The organism is Paenibacillus melissococcoides (genome assembly GCA_944800085.1).
In the GTDB taxonomy this organism is placed as follows: Bacteria; Bacillota; Bacilli; order Paenibacillales; family Paenibacillaceae; genus Paenibacillus_B; species Paenibacillus_B melissococcoides.
This window is the reverse complement of sequence record CALYLO010000006.1, coordinates 448,226-471,695: the sequence shown is the minus strand read 5'-3', so window position 1 is coordinate 471,695 and position 23,470 is coordinate 448,226. Positions and strand designations below refer to the sequence as shown.

Below are 23,470 nucleotides of genomic sequence, written 5' to 3'. Positions count from 1 at the left end.
GCGGGAGGCCCCGGAGAACCGTCATCTGCCGGGGCCCCGCCTGTCTTATTGATTTACATATTTCGAGGCATCCCCCACCGCCCGGTCGAGGACCGTCTTCGCGTCCTGGCCGAGCATGACCGAATCAATCGCCGTCGACAAATAGCGGTTGACCAGCTTCCAGTTCTTGTTGAGCAGGAAGGACGGGGTCATGTCGGACCGTTCCAGCATCGTGTAGAACGGCGCATACAGCGGATCCTGGTCGAATTTCTTCTCCTGGACGATGCTCTTCCGGATCGGCAGGTCCGAATTGCTGCGCATATTAATCGCTTCATTCGAGATGAAGTATTTGGTGAACTCCCAGGCGAGCTCCTTCTGCTTCGACTGCTTCGCGACCGAGACGGCGCTCAGGGCGACGATGCCCTTGACCGGCTTGCCCGGAAATGCCGGCATCTCGACCGTGCCGAAATCGACCTTCGCTTCCTTGAAGCCGTCCAGAGGCCAGACGCCGCTTTCCCACATGGCGATTTTGCCGGCCTTGAACACATCTTCACCGCTCATCTGATTTTTGCCGCCGACCAGCGTAGCCGCCTTCTCCTTCAGCAGGTCGCCGAACAACTGAATCGCGCCGGCCGTCTCGGGCCCGTTCATGAACCCGCCGATCCGGCTCCCGTCCTCGCTGACGAAGCTGCCGCCGTTGCTCCAGACGATTCCCTGCAGATCGTAAGGGTCATTCGTCGCCCGCAAGCCGAAGCCATACTGCTTCTTCTCCGGATGGGACAGCTTCTTCGCGATCTCCTTGAACTCGTCCCAGGTCCATCCGTCCTTCGGATACGGAATGCCCGCCTCGTCGAACAGCTTCTTATTGTAGTACATCGCTCTCGTCGTGAACCCGCTCGGCAGTCCGTACGTCTGGCCGTCGACCTTCACATAATGGAACAGACTGTCGTAAATGTCATCCAGACCGAGATTCTCGTCCTTCTTCATATACTCGTCCAGCGGCTCCAGATTGGCATGATACGTCGGGAAATCCCACATCAGCATCACATCGGGCGGATTGCCCGCGCCGAACGAGGCCGCCAGCTTCTGGTCGAAGCCGTCGGCGTAAGGCTCCACCTGCACCTTCACGCCGGGATGCGCCTTCTCGAACGCCTTGGCGATATCCTCCTGTACCTTCAGACTGTCTCCGGTATCCCAGGTCGCGAAGCGAAGCACCTTCTGTTCACCGGCCTCCCCGCCTCCGCCGGACCCCGAAGCGCCGCATCCCCCGAGCGCAACGGCAAGCATCGCGGCCAGCACCGCTGTCAACAAGCGTTTCTTCGTCATGTGTCCTCCCCCTGATTCGATAATCTCGTCTACTAACTAGAGGTAGTTCAAAAAGTCCGCTTTTGATCACGAAGGGATACCGGCCCCTTTGAACACGCATTTAAAGCTATCTCCACTTTAGAAAAAATAAAGCGTTTTCAAAACCGCTTGCTGTCAGGCGCCAGGGGGCATTTTGTTCGGATGGCGCCCTTTCCGCCCTTCCGCGGGTCAAGATGACCTGCACGATTCGCCTTTCTGTTCGGCCCGGTATTGGGACGGCGTGACTCCGCAGCAGCGCTTGAACCATTTGCTTACATATTTGCCGTCGATCATGCCGATGCGCTCGGCGATGTCCTGCAGGGTCAGATCGGTCGATGACAGCAGATCCATCGCGGCATCGAGCCGCATCCGGTATAAAAAGGACAGGAAGCTCTCGCCGACGGTCTTTTTGAACAGCATGCTGAAATGGCTGCGGCTCAAGCCGACGCGGCGGGCGACATCGCTGGCCGACCACGGCTCGCTCAGATCGCCGGCGACGAGGCGGACCGCCTCGCCGATCGTCTCCGGCCAAGTATGCGGCTGCACCCCATAACGCCGCTCCAGCTCCGCCTCGCGGTGCAGCTTCACGAGAGCCTGCAGCCACTCGTCCAGCCCCTGGAGCGGTCCGAGGCGATGCCAATGCAGCGAGGCGTGCCGCTGCTTCTCGTCGTTCAATATCCGCTCCATCCGTTCCCCGGCCTCGGCGCAGACCGTATAGTAGCGCCGGCCGGCTCCGCACGGCAGCGCGGCGCATGGCTGCGGCAGCCGCGCCTCCAGCCCGCTCCACGGGTGGGCCGCTTCCTCCGCCTTCGCGGCATAGACCGTGCAGGGCAAGGGCAGCCGCCAGGCGGCCCAGCGCCGCTCCAGCTCGGCGCGGAAGCCGCAATCGAAGCCGGACAGCCACGCATAGAAGGCGGCCTCCCAGCCGGCGGCGTCGCTCTCGGGCTGCGGCTCCGGGTGCGCTTCCAGCTCCGTCTGGAATTTGCGCAAATAGTAGTCGAGCTCGCTGTCCTCGAACGCCGTCTTCAGCAAATAGCCGGAAGCGCCGATCCGGATGCCCTGCTGGGCGTATTCGAAATCGCGATGGCAGCTCAGCAGCAGGATTTTGGCTTGAGGCGACTCCGCCTTAATCCGCTCGGCCAAGGCAATGCCGTCCATTTCCGGCATGACGATATCGGTAATGATGACCTCCGGCCGATGCTGCAGGAAGGCTTCCCATCCCCGCGCTCCATTCGGGACATCCGCGACGACCGTCATATGGTACCGGGCCCAATCCACGGTCGCCATCAATCCTTTGCGGACAACGCGTTCGTCGTCGGCAATCAGCACTTTAATCGGCATCATCTGTTCCATGAAGCTTCTCCTCCTGTCGTTTCGGCCAGCGCAGTACCTTATCGGTTCCGCGCCCAGGCTCCGAGTGCACCGTTAATCCGTATTGCGGGCCAAAATGCAGCTTGAACTTGCGATCGACGTTGTAGACGCCAATGCCCCGCTTCTTCCGCCGATCCGGCGCTTCGCCCAGCAGAGCCAGCCTGCGCTCGTCGCTCATGCCCTTGCCGTTGTCAGACAGCGTCAGCACGAGATCGTCCCCTTGCTCGGCGATCGTCAAGCGAATGACTCCCCGCCCGTCCTCGAACGCGTGGAAAAAAATATTTTCGAACAGCGGCTGCAGCGTCATGCGCGGCATCGCATACTCAAGCAGGGACTCATTGAGATCCGTCTCATAACGGAACTCATGCTCATAGCGAAGACGCTGGATTTCCAGGAAATGATCGATGACGGTCAGCTCCCGCCGCACCGCGACCAGCTCCTGGGCGATATCGAGCCCCCCCTCCAGCACCATCGTCAGATGATAGAGCATGCGGCGAATCTCCTCATTGCCCTGCAGCCGGGCCTTCCATTGAATCGAATTCAAGGTGTTGAACAGCAGATGCGGATGGATCTGATAATGAAACGCCCGCAGCTCTGCTTCCTTTTTCAGCTTCTCCTTGACCGTAATCTGTACGACCAGCTCTTCAAGCTGTCCGGCCATCCGGTTGAAGCTGTGGGCCAGCACGCTCAGCTCGTCCTCGCCGCGCACGGGCAGGCGCGTGCCGAACTTGCCGCTGCCGGCCAGCAGCATCGACTCCTTCAGCCGCTTGATTCGCTTCGTGACGGTCGAGGAGAACAAATAACCGAGCAGCAGGGCCAGCAGCACCGACAGCACGAACCCGATCGCCGTATAGGACCGGATCACGTCCGTCGACTGATAGAACAGGCCATGCGGCATCCGGGCTTCGATCGTCCAGTCGTTCGAAGCCAGCTTCGTCTTCCATATCATATCATCCGGCTTGGCGGCATCCGCCCCCGCCGTGCGGTAGATCGTCCGTCCCGCGCCGTCCGTAATCGTCAGCATGGCATGCGTATCCTTTTCGAAGGAAGCGAACAGCGCGAACAAGTTATCCGCTTTCATTTCCAGCAGGATGCGCCCGTTCCGCAGCGGCCCGCTCTGGTTCCGGATCGGAACGACCAGGCCAAGCACCCTGTTCTCCTTGTCCGCCTTCTTGTAATGGCGGGGCGTGTACAAGCCGGGCCAGTACTCGCCGTTGTAGTCGGGCGGCATGGCCTGCCACCACGGCTCCGCGAACAGCAGGCTCGTATCGATGCTGTTCTCGCCATAAAAATAACCGGATTCGGTCACGATGAAAATGCCCTTATCCTTCACGGTCCTGAGCGCATTCAGCATATCTTCCAGCTCATATTGATCCTTCAGCTCCCCGTAAGTCGACGGAATCTCGGTATACAGCACGCGTCTGGCCGGGTTCAGCAGATAGGACTGAATGTAGCCGGCCATCAGCTGCAGATGGTTCAGCTCGGTATCCAACTGATGCTGAAGCTGGGTCACCGAGTTCGAGCCGTAGCGCCCGAATTGCTCCTGCAGCAGCTCGGACGACTTGAAATAGGACAACAGACCAAGCGTGAACAGCGGCAAGACGGCCGCCCCAAGGAACAGCCCGACCAGCTTGACGCGCAGATTGCGCCGCGGCCAAGGGATGCGGGACAGGAACGGGATACGGGCCATAGGCAATCCTCCTTCTGCGGTGTCGCGGCGATGTTGTAATGTGTGTCCTAACTATATCAAGGAAAGGACAAGAGAAAAAGACACACGATTTTCCTGGTGCAAAAGGCGTGTGTCCTTCCCAATCAAGCTTATCGAATCCTTTGTCTCAGGGACGGAAGAGCCGGATCCCGCCGCGCCGGACCTGCTGCCTTGGCCGCCCCCCTTCGCCTGGAAGGGGGCGGCCTCTTCCCCTATTCGCTGCGCGGCCGCGCATATTCATGGGCCAGCATGAGGAAGACGCTCGATGTCCACGTAAAGGCCCGGTCGCGTAGCCCTTCCCCCGTCAGCGCACCGAAGTTCTCCGCCATGCCGCTGCGGGCGGCCATATCGCAGAAGCGGCGCGCCGCCTCGGCGGCCAGCTCTGCCTCGCCGCAGCGAGCCAAGCCGTCGACGAGCAGCATCATGACCGGAGCCCAGATCGGGCCGCGCCAATAGCCGTCCGGCTCATAGGCCGGGCTTCCGATGCTCTCCGTCGCGAAGCCGTGCGGCGTGAAGAAGCGCCGCTCATCCGCCAGCGCCTGCACGAGCGCCCCTCGGATTTCCTGCGGCAGCCGGCGCCCGAGCACGAGCGGCAGGCACGCGATCAGGCTGTCCTCGCCGACCGGCTCATGCGTGCCTATGCGGACGGCCGTCATGCGCCCGTCGCGCCAGCAATGCGCCAGCATCCGCTCCAGCGTGCCATCCGCCCGGCCCCTCCAGGCCGCCGCCTCCTCCGGCCGCTCCAACCGGCGGGCGATCTCGGCCAGCGCATCGCATTGCAGCACGAGATAGGCCCCGAGATCGGGGCTCTCCACGGCGCCCGGCTCGTGGAAGATCGTGCTGTTGTCCCAGCCGCTGTCATTGCCGTGGCTGTATTGCGGCATGCCGTCTCCGTCATCGTCGCCATACCGGAACCACCACTCGGTCCACCGGGAGAGCGGCCCGTACACCTCCTGGAGCTGCTCGGAGCCGATCCACTCGCTCCGCTCCATCATCCAGCTCAGCGTCCAGCCGTGGATCGGCGGCTTGCAGCAGTTCCAGAGGGCGTATTTGTCGTTCATGAAATCCGGCAGCGCCCCGCTCTGGTCCTGGCGGTCGAAGAAGATCATGAACTGATCCCACGCCAAGACCGGCTGCTCGCGAATGAGCGCCATCGCATTGAAGCAATGATCCCAGCTCCAGATGTTGGTCATCCAGTTCTTGGACATATACATCGCCGGCCGCGGCAAATACCCGTCCGCCGGAACGACGCAGGACCAGGTAATATAAGCGGCCAGCAGACGGCCGTCCTCATAGGCGGACGGGACCGCCGGCGTCTTGCCGAGCCAAGCGGCGAACTCCGCCTCCGTGCGCGCGGCGCTGTCGGCGAACGGCGGAAGCGCGGCCGGCTTCTCCCATACCGTCCGGTACTCCTGAATGAGCAGCTCGGCCGTCTCCGTGCCGTCCGGCTCCATGGCAGCCGCGATATACTCGCAGCGGGTTCTGCGCCAGGGCGCATCCATCGAGAGCGTTCCCTGCAGCGGCGTCAGCATGAAGCGCACCTCGTTGCGGAAATCATTGACCTCCCAGCGTTCCTCCGGCCGCGCCATCGCATAGTCGTAGTCTCCTCCCGCCAAGGTCAGGCGCACGCCGAAATGCCGCGCGCGCAGACGAATCCGATCGGACGCATCGATGCACAGCTCCGCCCGGCCGCCGTCCCCGCTCTCCAGCTCCAGCAATCCCGGCGTCGCGCGGGACGTGAAGGCCAGGCTCTCCCCGTCCCGCACCAGCTCGATGCGGAATGCCGCTCCCACGGTCGTATCCCCGCCGCGCACGGTGCGGATATAGACGCCTTCCTCTTGTCCCGGACGAGCCGGCAGCCAAGAGACCGCCAAAAAGGATCCGTAACGGCTGAACGGCACGGTACGTATATCAAATGCAAGCTTCATTTTTATACCCCCCTTCTGTCTTGCCATCCCTTCCCAAGCAAACGCTTTCACAAATAGAGGCGCTCTGCTTCTTCCCTCTTCTCTTCTATTATATCGGGTCCGGCCGGGCAAGACGGCGCCGGGCTGTGCGGATTTGGGGGGCGAGATGTGCGGGCGCGCGGCCGCTTCGTTCTTTTGTTCGGAGTTAGGGGGGGATTTTGTCTTATATCATCCTGTGAGGCAACCGCGCATCCTGTCGAAGCCAGATGCGGGGCCGAATCCAGTCCTTGCGACGACAGGTCCCCTCACAAGACAGAAGCCCGGTCCTATAGAACCGGGCTTTGATGCGACAGCCTCCTGTGCCTTAGCGGAACATCCCCCACAGCTTCAGGAGATGGAACGTATTGTTCGGGTCAATCTTCTGCGCCAGCACGAAGTGCACGATCGCTTCCTCCTGCTGGGCGCTGATGTTCTCGTTCAGCGCGCTCGCTATTTTGCGCAGCAGCCGGCGGACCGTCTGGCGATTCTGGAGATCCGCCTTCGTCACGCCGTCCACAATCTGCTTGACCCGCTCCTTCAAAGCCGGCTGCTTCATCTTCAGTTTGATTCGTTCAACGAGCTGCGGGCTGATCCCGTATTTCGTATAGCTCATTTTCGTCGGCACACCTCCGGAACACAAGTTGGCCAGAGCTCATCGCAGCGAGCTCTGATGACACTCTGTTCCAATATATGTCCGAACGCTTGTCTGCTATCCGCCCGAATTGCCGAAGCCGCCGGAATGCCATCCGTCCGGCCGCCCGCGCACGGCTCGGGGCTAGTCCATCCGCTCCCCCTGGAGCAGCTGCTCGCGCTGCAGCACCTCGCGCAGACCGCCGTAATCCGGCGACGTCCAGAACGTCTCCGACCGGATCAGCGCGGCCGCATCATCGCGCGCCTGCTCCAGCACCGCGTAGTCGTTCGTCATATCGGCCAGCTTGAACTCCGGCAATCCGCTCTGCTTCGTTCCGAAAAAATCCCCCGGACCCCGCAGCTCCAGATCGCGCTGCGACAGCTCGAAGCCGTCCTCGGTCTCGGTCATGATGCGCATCCGCTCCTGGCCGACCTCCGACTTCGGATCGGCGATGAGGACGCAATACGACTGATGCCCGCCCCGGCCGACCCGGCCCCGCAGCTGATGAAGCTGCGACAGCCCGAACCGCTCCGCATCCATCACGATCATGAGCGTCGCATTCGGCACGTCCACGCCGACCTCGATGACCGTCGTCGAGACGAGCACCTTCGTCTCTCCCGCGCTGAAGGAGCGCATCGCCTCATCTTTCTCGGCCGGCGTCATCCTTCCGTGCAGCAGCCCGACAGGCAGATCGGGGAAGGCCTGCTGCATCTGCACATGCACGTCGATGGCGTTCTGCACATCCAGCTTGTCCGATTCCTCGATCAACGGACAGATGATATAAGCCTGATGCCCGGCTTCCGCTTCCCGGCGAATGAAGCCCAGCACCCGATCGAGCATGTCGTGCTTGACCCAATAGGTCTTGATCGGCTTGCGGCCCGCCGGACGTTCGCGAATCGACGACACATCAAGATCGCCGAAGACCGTAATCGCCAGCGTTCGCGGAATCGGGGTGGCCGTCATCGTCAGCACATCCGGATTCCAGCCCTTCCGGCGCAGAATGCTGCGCTGATTGACGCCGAAGCGATGCTGCTCGTCGGTGATGACGAGACCGAGCTTCCGGTAATGGACATCCTCCTGAATCAGCGCATGCGTCCCGACGAGGATGTCGATCATCCCCATCTGCAGCGCGGCAAGCACATCGCGGCGCTTCCGCTCGGTCAGGCTGCCGGTCAGCAGGCCGACCTCAATGCCGTGCGGCTCGAACAGCTTCGACAGCGATCGCATATGCTGCTCCGCCAAAATTTCCGTCGGGACCATCAACGCCCCCTGGTACCCCGCCCGGACCGCGGCGTACAAAGCGGTCGCGGCTACGACCGTCTTGCCGGATCCGACATCGCCCTGCAGCAGCCGGTTCATGCAGGCCGGCTGGCGCATATCATGCAAAATCTCGGTAATCGCCTGCTTCTGCCCGTCCGTCAGCTCGAACGGCAGGCTGCGGGTAAATTGGCGCACCGTCGCATTGTCGACCTCGAACGCGACGCCGTCGGAACGCTGGCGGGTAAGGGCGCGGAAGGCATGCAGCTTCAACTGGAACAGCAGCAGCTCCTCATAGACGAGCCGCCGCCGCGCCTGCTTGCCTTCTTCGACATCCTGCGGCAGATGCATCGCCCGCACCGCTTGCTTGCGCGGCAGAAGCTGATAGCGCCGGAGCATCTCCGGCGGCAGCGGCTCCATGATCGCTTCGCCGAACTGCTGCAGCGCCTGGGCAATCGTCTTGCGCATCCAGGCCTGCGTAATCTTGCCCCCGACCGAGTAGACCGGCTGCAACGTGCCAATCCGGCTCGTCCCCTTGTCGGGGAATTCCGATGTCGACACCGTCAGCTGCATCCGGCGCTGATCCCACTTGCCGGTCAGCACAATATCCCGCCCCTGCTCCAGCTGCTCTCGCAGATACGGGCGGTTGAACCAGGTGGCCGTAATCAGCCATTCCTCCACCAGCACACGGCAGGTCAGTCTGGACTTGCGGCCGTACCGCTGCAGGACCGGCTGGCTCATAATGCGTCCTTCGACCGTAACTTTGTCGCCATCCTTCACCTCGTTCAGGCGGCGGAGATGAAAATCTTCATAGCGGAAAGGGAAATAATCGAGCAAATCGGCAACGGTAGAAATGCCAAAGGCGTGAAGCTCGGTTTGTTTCAACGCGCTCACGCCTTTGACCATGGTTACGGGACATTGACTCAATGGAATCATGGCCGGTAACGTCCGTGTCCTGTCAGGACGATGCTTCGTCCGCAGGCCACATGAAGACGGCGGCGACGCCGGTCCCGACGTGGGTACCAATAACGGAGCCCACGATCGTGTAGTCCATGGATCGAACATCCATTGTATTCTGAATCGCTGCCGCCAAGTCATCCGCCGCCGACGGATTGCTCGTATATCCCATGACCGTATGCACCGGTCTTCCCTCGAATTCCTGCTTCAGCATCTCCAGGATGCGGGCCACCGCTTTCTTATGTCCGCGCACCTTTTCCACCGCATACACTTCCCCCTCATCATCGATAGAGAGAATCGGTTTAATATTGAGCAGTGTGCCGAACAAAGCCGCTGCTTTGCCGATGCGGCCGCCCTTTTGCAAATATTCCAATGTATCAACCAAGAAAAAAAGCTTGCGTTCCCGCTGATATCGTTCAATCATGGCCAAAATTTCTTCTTTCGAGCGGCCGGCCTCCGCCATCTTGGCGGCTTCCACCACGATGAGCCCGAAGCCGTAGGATGCCGACTTCGAATCGACAATCGTGATGTCGGCCTCTTCTTCCATCATGTTCTTCGCGAGCACGGCGGATTGATATGTTCCGCTGAATGCGGCCGACAGATGAATCGAAATGATCTGCGTGTCCGGCTCGGCATTCAACCGCTTGAACACCTCCAGGAACTCGATCGGAGAAGGTTGGGACGTCGTAGGCAGCCGCTTCGCTTCAACAAGCAGTTGATAGAACCGCTCCGCACTGATCGTCACCGCATCCTGGTACATATCGTTCCCGAAATGCACCTTGAGCGGAATCATCTCAATGCGGTAGCGTTCGCGTAATTCCTGCGGAATATCCGCCGTGCTATCCGTGACGATACGGATAGATGCCATTAACATCCCTCCTTCGCTACTCTACAGAGATAAGATATGCATAAATAGGCTGTCCGCCCTCGTGAACTTCCACTTCCGCATCCGGATAATGCTCGTTCAGCCACTCCGCCAGCGCTTCCGTATCTTCCGTCTTCGCCTCTTCGCCGGTGAGGAGCGTAATCACCTCGCCGCCGCCCTCCAGCATCTTCGCGAGCAATTGCTGCAGCGTGTCGCTCATCGATTCCGTCGTGACGACAATCTTGCCGTTCGCGATGCCCATATAGTGGCCCGCCTTAATTTCCAGCCCGTCCAGCGTCGTATCGCGCACGGCGTAGGTGACTTGTCCAGACACAATATGGCTGACCGCATCCTGCATCGCCGCCCGGTTCACCTCCAGGTCCTCGTCCTCCTGGAAGGCGAAGGCCGCCGCAATGCCTTGCGGTATCGTCTTCGTCTCGATGACCGTCACATCGCGGTCCACGAATTCCGCAGCCTGCTTCGCCGCCATCACAATATTCGAATTGTTCGGCAGGATGAAGATGTGCTGCGCCGTAATCTTGCCGATGGCATCGATGAAATCCTGCGTGCTCGGATTCATCGTCTGTCCGCCGGACAGGACAATGTCCACCCCGAGACTGGTGAAAATGTCGTGGATGCCCTGCCCCATCGCCACGGCGATAAAGCCGTAAGCAGCAATCTCGTCCGCAGGCGGCTCAATCGGAACGCTCTCCGTGGGGATATCCGCAAGCGGCATCTCCGCGAACAGCTCCGGCATCGCGGACACCTCTCCATGCTCCCCCTGCAAAATATCGCGATGCTGCTCGCGCATGTTCAATATATGGATCTGGATCAATTCCCCGTACTGCATCGCCAGATCAAGCACTTCGCCCGGCTTGCGGGAATGAACATGGACTTTGATAATATCGTCGTCTGCGATGACGATAATGGAATCCCCATTTTTTGCAAGCGCTTTCCTAAATATATCTTCATGAAACGGCATGGCTGCAGCGCGATTGCGGGTACGATCGATAAAGAATTCCATATCATATAAAAACTCGATGTCTTCCGTGTGCAGCTTGGCTTGGGCAGGCTTTGGCGCCGCGGCCGCCTTCTCGACCGGGACCGATATGACGGCTTCGGCGGCACCTTCCGCCCCTGCTTCCAGCACCGCCAGAAATCCTTCATAAATATAGACCAAGCCTTGTCCGCCAGAGTCGACGACTCCGACTTGCTTGAGCACGGGCAGCATGTCCGGCGTCTTGGCCAGCGCTTCCTTGGCTTTGTTCGTCACTTCCCGCATGAACTCAACCAAGTCCGGCGTCCGGCGCGCAATATAGACGGCATGCTTCGCCGCTTCTCTCGCGACGGTCAGAATGGTGCCTTCCACGGGCTTGACCACAGCTTTATAGGCAGTGTCCACGCCGCCTTGCAGCGCGTGGGCGAATTGGAATGCGTTCACTTCGTCAAGGCCGGCTACGGCCCGGCTGAACCCCCGGAACAATTGGGACAGAATCACTCCCGAGTTCCCCCGGGCGCCCATAAGCAGCCCTTTGGACAGCACCTCCGCCGTTTTGGCGATAGACGTGGACGGCTTCGCTTTCATTTCGGTAATGCCCGCAGTCATCGTCAAATTCATGTTCGTCCCCGTATCTCCATCCGGGACTGGAAAGACGTTCAACGTATTGACGTGTTCGGCATGGCGATTGAGCGAATCGGCCCCGCCCAGCACCATACTGGCAAATTGTGCTCCATTTAAAGAACGCTTGTTCAACGAATATTCCCCTTCCTAGCTTAGTACGCGTACGTCCTGTACAAAGATGTTCACTTGGTCCACCGCGAGACCGATGTCGTGTTCGAGTACATACTTCACCTTGGCTTGGATGTTGTGCGCCACCTCGGAGATTTTGGTTCCGTAACTCACAATAATATATAAATCGATATGTAGACTATCGGATTGTTGGCGCACTTCGACACCACGCGACAAATTCCCGCGTCCGAGCAACTCTGCAATGCCGTCCTTCAGTTGCTTGCGCGATGCCATTCCAACGAGTCCATAACATTCCATAGCCGCGGAACCGGCAATCACCGCCACGACTTCTTCCGAAATGTTCACCTTGCCGAATTCCATATCGAGTTGGATGGCCATGGTTCACTCCACTCCTTTTTTTGAGTATTATGGACTAATCAACATTGTACTATAATAGAAAAGAGAAATAAACAAAGTTTTTGATTCGGTTGACTACGGATTTTAAAATATGATATCATATTTAGGTATTTAACGTATGAAGGGTGCTTTGGGATAAGGAGGTGTAAGGCATGGCTCGCAAATGTTATGTAACGGGGAAAAAACCAGGCTCGGGTAATCACAGATCGCACGCGAACAACAAATCTCGCCGCTCTTGGGGCGTAAACGTACAAAAGGTTCGCATCTTGGTTGACGGCAAACCGAAACGCGTATACGTGAGCACGCGTGCATTGAAGGCAGGTAAAGTGACTCGCGTCTAATCCCGGCCTCCATATAGAAAGAGCACCTGAAGCGCAATCAGGTGCTTTTTTTGATCGCCAGTTCATTCGCGCTCTTTCGCTCCGAAAGACCTCGGACAGGCTTGTATCTCAACGGCCTCGGCTTGCCTTGGGGAATCGCGGCCCCGGCGCTGTCATTCCAGCGCGGCACCGCCGGCGGCTGGTTAGGGATGGTTCTTGTCCGGCATGGTGTGCGGCGGATGGCACCTCGGCAATTCTCCGCCGAACGGGCATCCTCATCCAAATGCGGCTGGCCCGCTGCCCCCATGCTTGCCGGACAGCCGTCCGGAGCTCATCACCATTACTGCCTGTTGCCCCGCTCCCGCACATGCGCTCGCGGATCGGATGGATGGATACCGACTCAGCTTCAATGCCGCCTGGAACGTCAGCTTTTTTGAAACGTATTTAAAATCGCCTTGACGAAACCTCCCAAAAACTTCGGCAGCTTAAACGTATAAAACTTCATCTTCCACCCTCCTCGTCATTCTCATCCTACCCCGCTAGTCTCTTGCAACATAAAAAAGGTTACATGAGAGATCTGTGCTCATGTAACCATCATATGCCGCAGGCCATTCATCTATGCACGGGCGACAAGCCCGATTCGCGCCCATTTATGCGGCGGGCGCCGGCATCTGCTGCATGTATAAATATACGGACATCATGAAGACAAAGATAAAATAGAACAAAATCGACAACAGGATCAAGCCGATGCGCATCCCCTTTGTCGGATTCCGCTTGAAAAAGCGAATTCCAAGCAAAATCGCGCCGAGGGAGCAAATGATATTTAACGGGAAATTCAAAAAAGCGTAAAATCCGACCAGCGTCCCGCACAAAAAGCTGTACGATGCCAGCGTCAGCGCCGTTCTCCATATAGGCCTCCCCTTTTCCGGCCCCTCCGTTCCTGTCATGCCCGCGCTCGCTCCGCGGATCCGCGGATGGACCGAATGGCCGCTTCCCGGCTGGCCGCTCCGTAGACCGCGCTGCCTGCCACGAGGACGTCCGCTCCCGCCGCAGCGACCAATGGCGCCGTCTCGGCTGTAATCCCGCCGTCGACTTCGATATGAGTCTCTGCCCGGCCCAGCTCGTCCAGCCGTTGGCGAAGCCGGCGAATTTTGTCCGTCATCGAAGCGATGAACTTCTGTCCGCCGAAGCCCGGATTCACCGTCATGATAAGGACCAGATCAACATCCGCCAGCACCTCTTCGATCGCCGTCAGGGGCGTTCCCGGATTAATCGCCACGCCCGCCCGGGCGCCGGCCTCCTTGATCTGATGGACGACCCGATGAAGATGAGGGCATGCTTCCGCGTGCACCGTAATGATATCCGCGCCGGCGGCGGCGAACGCATCGATATACTTTTCCGGCTCGACAATCATCAAATGCACGTCCAGCGGCAGCGCCGTATGCGGGCGGATCGCTTGCACAATGTTCGGCCCGAGCGTCAGATTCGGCACGAAGCGGCCGTCCATCGCGTCCACGTGAATCCAGTCGGCGCCTCCCTGCTCCACATTCCGAACCTCTTCGCCCAGCTTGGCGAAGTCGGCCGATAAGATAGAAGGGGCGATACGAATCGTTTGCAGTGCTGTCATGTCAGTACCTCCGTCGTTTGTCTTTCATTTCGTCGAAAAATAACAGGTAATGTTCATAGCGCGAATCGGCGATCAACCCTTCCTGAACCGCCTCCTTCACCCGGCAGCCCGGTTCGTGAATATGAGTGCAGCCCCGGAACTTGCAGTCGCCCGCATAGCTTCGGAATTCACGGAAGCACCAGCCGAGCTGATCCACCCCGAGCTCAAGGAAATCAAGCTGGCTGAATCCCGGCGTATCGGCAATATATCCGCCCTGCGGGAGCGGCAGCAGCTCGACGTGGCGCGTCGTATGCTTGCCCCGGCCCAGCCGCTGGCTGATCTGGTTCGTCTCCAATGACACCCCAGGGAGCATCGCGTTCAAAAGAGAGGACTTGCCGACGCCGGACTGGCCCGCGAAGACGCTGATCTGATCGGCTAACCGGTCTGCCACGCCTTGATAGCCGAATCCGCCCTTGGCGCTCGTGGCGATGACTTCGTATCCGATGCGCCGGTACAAGGCGATCAACTCTTCCATCCGCCGGCGCAGACGAGCCGACTCCTCCTCCGGAAGCCGATCGAGCAGATCCCACTTCGTCAGCAGGATGACCGCCTCCACCTCTGCATGCTCGATATGGACGAGGAACTTGTCCAGCAGCTGCATGTTCAGCTCCGGCTCCGTCACCGAGAACACGAGTGCCGCCAGCGATACATTGGCGATGGGCGGCCGAATCAGCTCGCTCTCCCGCGGCTCGATCTCGTCGACGACGCCCTCTCCGTTCTCGGTGAAGTAGTAGACGACGCGGTCGCCCACCAGCGGAGACACGCCCTTTTTCTTAAAAATGCCGCGCGCCCGGCACTGCGCCGTCCCTCCGCCGCGCTTTCCCTCTTCCTCCACATAATAATATCCGCTCAACGCCTTGACGATAAGGCCTTTAGGCATGCTTATCTACCACGAACATATCGATTCCCTCCATGTAATTCGAAGTTGTAGGGGCCCTTCCACCGGCACATCTCGATCTCAGACGCGCGATGGAAGGACGGCCGATCTCATCTTGGAAAAAGGCTTGCGACACTCACTCGCCCGGGGCTATTCCTCCCCCATCTTCTTGCCCTTCCCCTTCTCCTTCGCTCTGTCCTTGAATTTCTCCTTCGACTTCTTGCCCTTGCCTGGCCGAGGGGTCGTCTATAACCGGTATCTGCACCGTGCCCTGCTTGGCATCGGTATAGCTCACCGTGTACGTATCCAGGAATTCACCGTCCCGATACAATAGTACGACCCCGTCTTTGTTCGGAGCGAGCACGAGCTCTACGTTGAAGATTTGGCTTGATGTGATTTTCTGTGTTCCCCATTCTTTATTCTCTCCGGTTGCGTCCGTATAGACGATGCGGATCGTGCTTGTCTTGCCGTGCTCCACGGGAGCCACGGGCAGCGGGAACGTATAGCGCAGCGCCTCCGGCGGGTAGCCCGAGCTGACATAGATGCGGACCTCCGAGCCCTTGGCGACCGGATCGTTCGGCTCGAACGGCTGCTGCTTGAATACGCGGCCAGCCGGCTGCTCATAACTCGGCTCCTCGATAATGCCGTCCTTGGCCAGCTTCAGCCCGCTCGCTTCAATCTTGGCGATCGCCTCCTCCTTCGTCGCTCCGACGAGATTCGGCATGCCGAATGTTTCCTTGCCTTTGCTGACCAACAGCTTCACCGAAGCATTGCGCGGATCAACCTTCTCCCCGGCAGCCGGCGTCGTGCCGACTACCGTTCCCGGCTCGGCTTCATCGTCGAATACCGGCTCCTTCGTGATGCGGGAGCTGTCGAATCCGCTCTCGGTCAACTGCTGAATGACCAGTTCGGACGGCTGGCCGGTATAATCCGGCATATCGATATACGGCGATCCCTCGCTCACATACAGCCGGACGCTCGAGCCTTCCTTGACCTTCGTGCCTTCCGGCTTGCTCTGATCGAAGACAACGCCCTTCTCGAAGCCTTCCTTCGGCTCGTACACAATCGGCTCCTCGACCACGATTTTACGTTCGGCCAAGGCGCTCTTCGCCGCCTCCTCCGTCATTTTGATGACGTTCGGCATGACGACATCATTGACGACAAGCAGACTTTTCACATAAAAGACGACGCCAATCAGGATGCCGAGGAACAACAGCGTTGCCCCGATCCAGATCGTCGGCTTCACCCATCCCTTCTGCGCCGGCTTGGCCGGTTCCCTGCCGGCCGCCACAGGGGACGCTGCAGGTGCGGGCGCCGCTCCGGGATACGTGTCCGCAGGCTGGCGCTCCTCCCGCTCCTGCGCCCGAATGGCCGGCATGACGCGGGTTTCTTCCGGGTCCTCGTACACTTTGCGCTGGGCGAACATCACCTTGGCTTCATGCGCCCGCTCCGGGGACAGGCTGGTCTCCAGGTCGCGGAGCATTTCCGCGGCTGACTGGTACCGCTCCGCCGGATTTTTGCGCATCGACTTCAAAATAATATTTTCCACGCTTTGCGGAATATGCGGATTCACCTTCCGCGGCTCCTCGAACGGCTCCTGCAAATGCTTGAGCGCGACGCTGATCGGGCTTTCGCCCAAAAACGGCAGTCTCCCGGTCAGCATCTGGTAGAGCACGATGCCGAGAGAATACAGATCGGACTTTTCTCCCGCCGAGATTCCTTTGGCATGCTCCGGCGAGAAGTAATGCACCGATCCGACGACCGATCCCGTCTGGGTAATGGTCGACGACGTGACGGCCCGCGCGATGCCGAAGTCGGTTACTTTCACCCGGCCGTTGCGGCCGATCAGTATATTATGAGGCTTAATATCTCTATGAATAATCCGGTTCTGATGGGCATGATCGAGCGCATCGCATATTTGGGACGCGATCCGCACCGCTTCCTCGACCTGCAGCGGGGCACGCTGCTGTATAATCTCGTTCAGATTATGCCCTTCCACATATTCCATAACAATATAATGCGAGTCGTCCTCTTGGCCGACATCGTAAATGCTGACCACGTTCGGGTGGCTCAGCGAAGCGGCGGACTGGGCCTCTCGCCGAAAGCGCTGGATAAACTCCTCGTCATGCACGAACTGCTGGCGCAGCACTTTGACCGCCACATAACGGTTCAACAGATTATCCAATGCCTTATAGACGAGAGCCATGCCGCCCCCGCCGATTCGGGCGGTAATCTCATACCTTCCGGCAAGTGTTGTTCCTATCACTTACTCACTCCTCCTTCCCGGCGTCAGGGTGTTCCAGCAGGACGACCGTCACGTTATCGTCTCCGCCGGCCTCCAGCGCCTGGCTAAGCAGCCTGTCTGCCCGCGCCGACAACGGGAGCGACGGATCGATGACCGTGCTCCAGATATGCTCCTCATCCACCATGCTGGTCAACCCGTCGCTGCACAGCAGCAGCGTATCCTCTTCGCCGTACTCCACCGGGATAATATCCACCTTCACCTGCTCATCGGTGCCGAGCGCCCGCACCAGCACGTTGCGCCGCGGATGGCGCTCCGCCTCCTCCGGGCCGATCTGGCCGCTCTTGACCAGTTCATTGACGAGCGTATGGTCCTCCGTCAACTGAACGATCCCCCGCCGGCCGATGCGATAGGCTCGGCTGTCGCCGATATGGCCTATGTATCCGCTTGTCTGCCCAGACGGAAACAGCACCGCCACAATGGTCGTTCCCATGTGGTGGTACTTTTCATCCTGGGATGCAATATGGAAGATCGTATGGTTGGCGCGCAAAATCGCGTCCGCCAACGCTCCCGCCAACTGCTGCTCCTCCAGCTGCCGCGGGAGGGCCGCCAGCTCGGAGACCACGGTCTCTACCGCTAAGCGGCTCGCGATATCGCCTGCCTGATGTCCGCCCATGCCATCCGCGACGACGGCAAGATCATAGCCGTTCGCCAGCTCGGATACATAGGCCCGATCTTCATTGACTGCCCGCACGCGTCCAACATCGGAACGATGCACAGCTCTCATTCTTCCTCACCTCGCATTGGACTCCAAATGCTTGGCACGCAGCTGGCCGCAAGCGGCGGCAATATCATGCCCCTGCTCCCGCCGGATAGTCGAGTTGATGCCCCGATCCAGCAGCGTGCGATGGAACTTGAAAATATCATTGCGCGGAGTGCGGATATAATTCCGCTCCGGCACATAGTTGACCGGAATCAGATTGACGTGGGCCAGCATTTCCATCCGCTTCAGCACGTCCGCCAGCTCCTCCGCATGCTCCACCTTGTCGTTCACGCCCCCGATGAGAGCGTACTCGAACGTAATTCTGCGCCCGGTCTTCACCTGATAGTGCTTCAGCGCCTCCATCACCTCGATGAACGGATAGCGGCGGTTCACCGGCATCAGCTTCGAGCGCAGCGCGTCGTTCGGCGCATGGATCGAGATCGCGAGATTAATCTGCGTGTTCTCGTCCGCGAACCGGTAAATGCTCGGCACAATGCCGCTCGTCGACACGGTAATATGGCGCTGCCCGATATTCAGCCCTCTCTCATGAATCATCGTCCTCAGGAACGCCATCGTCGCGTCGTAATTCTCGAATGGCTCGCCTGTCCCCATAATGACGATGCTGCTGATGCGCTCGTTCGTCTCGTCGAGCATCTTCTGCGCCGTGACGACTTGCGCAACGATCTCGCCCGCCGTCAGGTTACGCTTCAGCCCGCCCAGCGTCGAGGCGCAGAACGTGCAGCCGACGCGGCAGCCGACCTGAGTCGTGACGCAGATGCTGTTCCCGTAGCTATGCCTCATGATGACCGTCTCGATCGCATGGTCGTCATGCAGCCCGAACAAAAACTTGACGGTGCCGTCCTGCGACTTCATATGCGTAATCACCTTCAAGTTCACGAAATCGAAGCTCTCATCGAGCTTGCCGCGCAGCCCCTTGGACAGATTCGTCATCTCCTCGAAGCGGGTCACCCGTTTCACATAGAGCCAGTCGAATATTTGCCCCGCCCGAAAAGCAGGCTCCCCCTGCTCCTTCAGCCATTGCTCAAGCTGCTCGAACGTATAGTCGTATATAAATGGTTTCATGTTATAGTTCAACCTTTCGCTTCATCACTTGTCATGCAGTCGATCTATTTTACCACAAATGGCGCCCTTGCCAAAAGCCAAGCCAAATTCGCATCCTCCGTCCTAGGCTTGCCGGTTCCGCAGACGCCCCCTCCTCCCGGCTTCCGGCCTGCCCCCCTGCTTCCAAAGCCCCGCAGACCATCTCACCGTCAACAGCCTCTAATCCGAGTATACAACCAACCCGCCCTCATATATGCGCATGTCCCCCTGAAACGTCGATTAAAAATTTGCTGCTCAGGGGTGACCCCTGAACTGTTCAGGTATGACTTCGACGGCTCTTTTGCTCGTTCTCCCGACTGTTCAGGTAGCTCTTCGACGGCTTCTTTGCTCGTTCTCCCGACTGTTCAGGTTGCTCTTCGACGGCTCTTTTGCTCGTTATCCCGACTGTTCAGGTTGCTCTTCGGCGGCTCTTTTGCTTGTTCTCCCAACTGTTCAGGTTGCTCTTCGACGGCTCTTTTGCTCGTTCTCCCAACTGTTCAGGTAGCTCTTCGACGGCTCTTTTGCTCGTTCTCCCTCCCGATCAGGTAGATCTTCGACGGCTCTTTTGCTCGTTATCCCAACTGTTCAGGTAGCTCTTCGACGGCTCTTTTGCTTGTTCTCCCAACTGTTCAGGTTGCTCTTCGACGGCTCTTTTGCTCGTTCTCCCAACTGTTCAGGTTGCTCTTCGGCGGCTCTTTTGCTCGTTCTCCCAACTGTTCAGGTTGCTCTTCGACGGCTCTTTTGCTCGTTCTCCCAACTGTTCAGGTTGCTCTTCGACGGCTCTTTTGCTCGTTCTCCCAACTGTTCAGGTTCTACATCAACCCGCAAGGTGCACTGAAACAAGCTTTTCCCATTTACCTGTCGTTAGGAATCTACCCATTGCCGTTTCTATGATACATTCAAAAACCAAAGAGCCCATTCTACCTAAGCTGATGAGATTGAATATAAAAAAGTCCTCAGTCAAACGCATCCATGATATTAGAAAAGACTGTATAAAGGAACTTGCGCGCCTATTTCCTGATCGCTTGGGATATTGCCCAAAAGGAACCTGCACTCTTCCCTCTTTCCTAACCACTTGGGATATTGCCCAAAAGGAACCTGCATACTTCCCTCTTTCCTGACCACTTGGGATACCGTCCAAAAGAACCTACACATACTTCCTCTTTCCTGACCGCTTGGGATATTGCCCAAAAGGAACCCGCATACTTCCTCTCTCCTGATTGCTTGGGATAATGTGCTAATGGAACGCCAAAAACCGCATCGTCCAGACGGGGCAACCGTATGGTCGATGCGGCTATATGTCTGCTTTATTGCCTCAGTTTCGTTCCGGGCCCGCTTCTTCCGGACCGTCCGTCCGTTGAAGACAGGCAATAAAGAAGCCATCCGATCCGGCATCTTGCGGAAGCACCTGCAGCATGCCGGCCGGGCTTCTCCGCAGCGCGGCGTCCAGCACGTCCTGCGGCAGGGCACGGGTCCACGACGCATCCAGCGCCCAGCCCGGCGTTCGTTCCAGGAAGCGGCGAACGGCGTCCTCATTCTCCTCCGGCTCGACCGTGCAGGTCGAATAGACGAGCCGGCCGCCGGGGCGCACCATCCGCGCCGCTTCCGCCAGCAGCCGCTCCTGTAAAGCGGCGATTGCGGCGACATCTTCCTCGCGCTTCGCCCACTTGATGTCCGGCTTGCGGCGAATGACGCCGAAGCCGGTGCACGGCGCGTCGAGCAACACGGCATCGAACGATGCGGGTGGCAGGGCTTGTCCCAGCTCCGCCGCATCGACGTTCAACACACGAAGGGACGTCAAGCCAAGCCGGGCGGCTTGCTCCTCGATAAGCGCCACCTTGTGGGCGTGGACGTCGTTCGCCGTGACTTCGCCCCTGTCGCCCATCCGTTCGGCGATATGGGTCGATTTGCCGCCTGGCGCGGCGCAGCAGTCGAGGACGCGCATGCCCGGTTCCGGCCGCAGCGCCTCGACGACGAGCATCGAGCTCTCGTCCTGTACCGACAGGCGGCCGTCGCGATACCAGGCGCTGTGCGCCAGATTGCCGGCGCCGGCGGCTACGATGCCGTCGGGCGAGAGCGCGGACGCTTCGGCCCGGTAGCCGTCCGCGCGCATCTCGCCCAGCAGCGCCTCGCGCGTGCCACGCAGCCGGTTCACCCGCGCGCTGCCATGGGGCGGCTGGTTGTTCGCCGCGCACATGGCGGCCGTCTCGGCTTCGCCGTAGGCCGCGATCCAGCGGGCGACGAGCCACTCCGGATGCGAATGCTCCCAGGCGATGCGGCTGACGGCGCCGTCGGCAGGCGGAGCGTCCCACAGCTCCGGCTCGCGCATGATGGCGCGCAGAACGCCGTTCACGAAGCCGCCCATCGCCTGCTGCCCGCGCCGCTTCGCGATCGCGACCGCTTCGTTCACCGCCGCATGCGGAGGCACGCGGTCAAGATAGCGAAGCTGGTAGGCAGTCATCCGGAGCAGATTGCGGACCCAGGGCTTCAGCTTCGCCAAGCCGCGCTGGACCTTCCGCGCCAAGACGCCGTCGATCGTGTTGAGGCGCTGAATCGTGCCATACACCAGTTCTGTCGCCAGCCCGGCATCCGCCCGTTCCAACTGCGCTACCTTCAGCGCCCGGTTCAGCTCCAGATTGCTGTAGGAGCCTTCCTTTTCTACCCGAACGAGCACCTCCAGCGCGACATCGCGTGCCGTCATCCGTGGGCGGACGGCGTTCTCCTCCGTTCACGACAGCACCGTCCCTTGCTCCATTTTGCCGCCGCGAAGGAACTCGGAGGCCGGCATGGCCTTCTTGCCTGCAGGCTGCACTTCAAGCAGGTTGAGAACCCCTTGTCCGGTCTGGACGCGAAGGCCGTCCGCACCGGCCATCAGGACAGTGCCCGGGGCAGCCTCGGCCCCTCCTGCCGCAGCGGGCTCCGGCCGGCATGACCACACCTTGAATACTTCGCCGTTCCAGGTGGTGAAGGCCCCGGAAAACGGCACAAGACCCCGCACCTGATTGGCGATATGCTCCGCCGGGCGGGTCCAGTCGATTCGCTCGTCCTCGCGCTTCAGATTCGGCGCGTAGGTCGCCTCGTCATGAGGCTGCGGCACCGCTTCGACCCGGCCGGCAATAATATCCGGCAACGTGCGCCGGAGCAGATCCGCTCCAGCCTCGCTCAGCTTCGCGAACATGGTGCCCGCGTTGTCGTCTGGGCCAATCGGAACCTCGACCCGGCTGATCATGTCGCCGGTATCCATGCCTTCCGCCATATACATAATGGTGACGCCCGTCACCGTCTCTCCGTTCATAATCGAACGCTGAATCGGCGCGCCGCCCCGGTACTTCGGGAGCAGCGAGCCATGCACGTTGATGCAGCCGAGCCGGGGAATATCGAGCACCGCCTTCGGCAAGATCTGCCCGTAGGCCGCCGTCACGATCAGATCGGGCTGCAGGGCGCGGATATCGTCCACCGTATCCGAGGTGCGAAGCTTTTCCGGCTGCCACACCGTCAAGCCGTGCTGCAGCGCTTCCGCCTTCACCGGCGTCGGAGTCAGCACCCGCTTGCGGCCGACGGGACGATCCGGCTGCGTCACCACAGCCGCGATCTCATACCCTTCCTGGATCAGCATACGGAGGGACGCGACGGCAAAATCCGGCGTCCCCATAAATACGATCTTCGTCATTCCGCCTTCCTGCCTTCGCGCGGAACTTCATACACGCTCTCCGCAATCTCGGTGAACAAAATGCCGTTCAAATGGTCAATCTCATGCTGGAACGCGCGGGCCAGGAAATCCGACGCTTCCAACGTGAACGTATTGCCATGGCGATCAAGCCCTTGCACCGTAATATGCTGATGGCGGCGAACATCGCCGTTCAGCCCCGGAATGCTGAGGCATCCCTCCGGGCCGAGCTGTTCCCCTTCCGCCTTGAGAATGACGGGGTTAATCATCTCGATCAAGCCGTGCTCATCTCCGACATCGACGACGATCACTCGCTTCAAAATCCCGATCTGAGGCGCGGCCAGGCCGACGCCCTCGGCGTGGTACATCGTGTCCGCCATATCATTCAGCAGCTTGTGGATATTCGGCGTCACCTTCGTGACCTCTTTAGCTACCTGATGAAGAACCGGATCCGGTTCATGCACAATAATTCGCAATGCCATAGGGCACACCATCCTTTATTTGTCTTCGTCGGCATCGTTCTGACGGAAGCCGTGCTTCACGCTTATAATGCTCGATATGAAGCGGGTCTGTATTTATCTAACAAAAACTGCAGCCCGCATTATATGATTCCTTCTATATTAGAAAGTC

20 protein-coding genes are annotated in these 23,470 nt (G+C 59.4%); 1 reads left to right on the top strand and 19 read right to left on the bottom strand.

Annotated features, from left to right (window positions below; genetic code table 11):
• Positions 1-45: 45 nt before the first annotated feature.
• The 9 genes from OCY70_RS22525 to OCY70_RS22485 form a co-directional block, all read right to left on the bottom strand.
• Positions 46-1,305, bottom strand: a complete 1,260-nt coding sequence (locus tag OCY70_RS22525) for an ABC transporter substrate-binding protein (RefSeq protein ID WP_213427042.1) — start codon at positions 1,303-1,305, stop codon at positions 46-48.
• 207 nt (positions 1,306-1,512) lie between these two features.
• A complete protein-coding gene (locus tag OCY70_RS22520) occupies positions 1,513-2,676 on the bottom strand; it encodes a response regulator (protein WP_213427043.1) in 1,164 nt (387 codons plus the stop codon).
• Positions 2,654-4,384, bottom strand: coding sequence for a cache domain-containing sensor histidine kinase (locus OCY70_RS22515; protein ID WP_213427044.1), 1,731 nt, complete (start codon positions 4,382-4,384; stop codon positions 2,654-2,656). Before OCY70_RS22515 ends, OCY70_RS22520 begins: the two co-directional genes overlap by 23 nt.
• Positions 4,385-4,614: 230 nt before the next feature.
• Positions 4,615-6,330 (bottom strand): amylo-alpha-1,6-glucosidase, encoded by a 1,716-nt coding sequence (locus OCY70_RS22510; protein WP_213427045.1) that lies wholly within the window; start codon positions 6,328-6,330, stop codon positions 4,615-4,617.
• Between the two features lie 343 nt (positions 6,331-6,673).
• Positions 6,674-6,961: a stage VI sporulation protein F gene (locus OCY70_RS22505; protein WP_197258302.1), complete on the bottom strand. Its 288-nt coding sequence runs from the start codon at positions 6,959-6,961 to the stop codon at positions 6,674-6,676.
• 162 nt (positions 6,962-7,123) lie between these two features.
• Positions 7,124-9,172, bottom strand: coding sequence for an ATP-dependent DNA helicase RecG (recG, locus tag OCY70_RS22500; RefSeq protein ID WP_213427046.1), 2,049 nt, complete (start codon positions 9,170-9,172; stop codon positions 7,124-7,126).
• A gap of 22 nt (positions 9,173-9,194) precedes the next feature.
• Positions 9,195-10,061, bottom strand: coding sequence for a DegV family protein (locus tag OCY70_RS22495; protein ID WP_213427047.1), 867 nt, complete (start codon positions 10,059-10,061; stop codon positions 9,195-9,197).
• A gap of 16 nt (positions 10,062-10,077) precedes the next feature.
• Positions 10,078-11,772 carry a DAK2 domain-containing protein gene (locus OCY70_RS22490; RefSeq protein ID WP_213427080.1) on the bottom strand — a complete coding sequence of 565 codons (1,695 nt, stop codon included), beginning with the start codon at positions 11,770-11,772 and terminating at the stop codon, positions 10,078-10,080.
• A gap of 54 nt (positions 11,773-11,826) precedes the next feature.
• Positions 11,827-12,186 carry an Asp23/Gls24 family envelope stress response protein gene (locus OCY70_RS22485; protein ID WP_006675264.1) on the bottom strand — a complete coding sequence of 120 codons (360 nt, stop codon included), beginning with the start codon at positions 12,184-12,186 and terminating at the stop codon, positions 11,827-11,829.
• A gap of 170 nt (positions 12,187-12,356) precedes the next feature.
• Here OCY70_RS22485 and rpmB point away from each other — a divergent pair, with 170 nt between their 5' ends.
• Positions 12,357-12,545, top strand: coding sequence for a 50S ribosomal protein L28 (rpmB, locus tag OCY70_RS22480; protein WP_087442928.1), 189 nt, complete (start codon positions 12,357-12,359; stop codon positions 12,543-12,545).
• A gap of 403 nt (positions 12,546-12,948) precedes the next feature.
• Here the strand turns inward: rpmB and spoVM are convergent, their stop codons facing one another.
• The 10 genes from spoVM to def form a co-directional block, all read right to left on the bottom strand.
• On the bottom strand, positions 12,949-13,029 hold the full coding sequence (gene spoVM / locus OCY70_RS22475) for a stage V sporulation protein SpoVM (protein WP_006675261.1): 81 nt from the start codon (positions 13,027-13,029) through the stop codon (positions 12,949-12,951).
• A gap of 145 nt (positions 13,030-13,174) precedes the next feature.
• Complete coding sequence (locus OCY70_RS22470; RefSeq protein ID WP_249724688.1) at positions 13,175-13,471, bottom strand: hypothetical protein; 297 nt, start codon at positions 13,469-13,471, stop codon at positions 13,175-13,177.
• Positions 13,468-14,151, bottom strand: coding sequence for a ribulose-phosphate 3-epimerase (gene rpe / locus OCY70_RS22465; protein ID WP_213427049.1), 684 nt, complete (start codon positions 14,149-14,151; stop codon positions 13,468-13,470). The genes OCY70_RS22470 and rpe overlap by 4 nt, the downstream gene beginning before the upstream one ends.
• 1 nt (position 14,152) lies before the next feature.
• The gene (gene rsgA, locus OCY70_RS22460) at positions 14,153-15,070 is read right to left on the bottom strand and encodes a ribosome small subunit-dependent GTPase A (RefSeq protein ID WP_261945179.1); all 918 of its coding nucleotides are present in this window, start codon (positions 15,068-15,070) and stop codon (positions 14,153-14,155) included.
• Positions 15,071-15,203: 133 nt separating this feature from the next.
• Complete coding sequence (gene pknB, locus OCY70_RS22455) at positions 15,204-17,333, bottom strand: Stk1 family PASTA domain-containing Ser/Thr kinase (protein ID WP_213427051.1); 2,130 nt, start codon at positions 17,331-17,333, stop codon at positions 15,204-15,206.
• 4 nt (positions 17,334-17,337) lie between these two features.
• A complete protein-coding gene (locus OCY70_RS22450) occupies positions 17,338-18,096 on the bottom strand; it encodes a Stp1/IreP family PP2C-type Ser/Thr phosphatase (protein WP_213427052.1) in 759 nt (252 codons plus the stop codon).
• Positions 18,097-18,102: 6 nt separating this feature from the next.
• Entirely contained in the window at positions 18,103-19,155 is a 1,053-nt protein-coding gene (rlmN, locus tag OCY70_RS22445) for a 23S rRNA (adenine(2503)-C(2))-methyltransferase RlmN (RefSeq protein ID WP_213427053.1), read from the bottom strand.
• Positions 19,156-20,488: 1,333 nt separating this feature from the next.
• The gene (gene rsmB / locus OCY70_RS22440) at positions 20,489-21,874 is read right to left on the bottom strand and encodes a 16S rRNA (cytosine(967)-C(5))-methyltransferase RsmB (protein ID WP_213427054.1); all 1,386 of its coding nucleotides are present in this window, start codon (positions 21,872-21,874) and stop codon (positions 20,489-20,491) included.
• Positions 21,875-21,901: 27 nt separating this feature from the next.
• A complete protein-coding gene (gene fmt, locus OCY70_RS22435; RefSeq protein WP_213427055.1) occupies positions 21,902-22,843 on the bottom strand; it encodes a methionyl-tRNA formyltransferase in 942 nt (313 codons plus the stop codon).
• Complete coding sequence (gene def / locus OCY70_RS22430) at positions 22,840-23,322, bottom strand: peptide deformylase (RefSeq protein ID WP_213427056.1); 483 nt, start codon at positions 23,320-23,322, stop codon at positions 22,840-22,842. The genes fmt and def overlap by 4 nt, the downstream gene beginning before the upstream one ends.
• Positions 23,323-23,470: the final 148 nt, after the last annotated feature.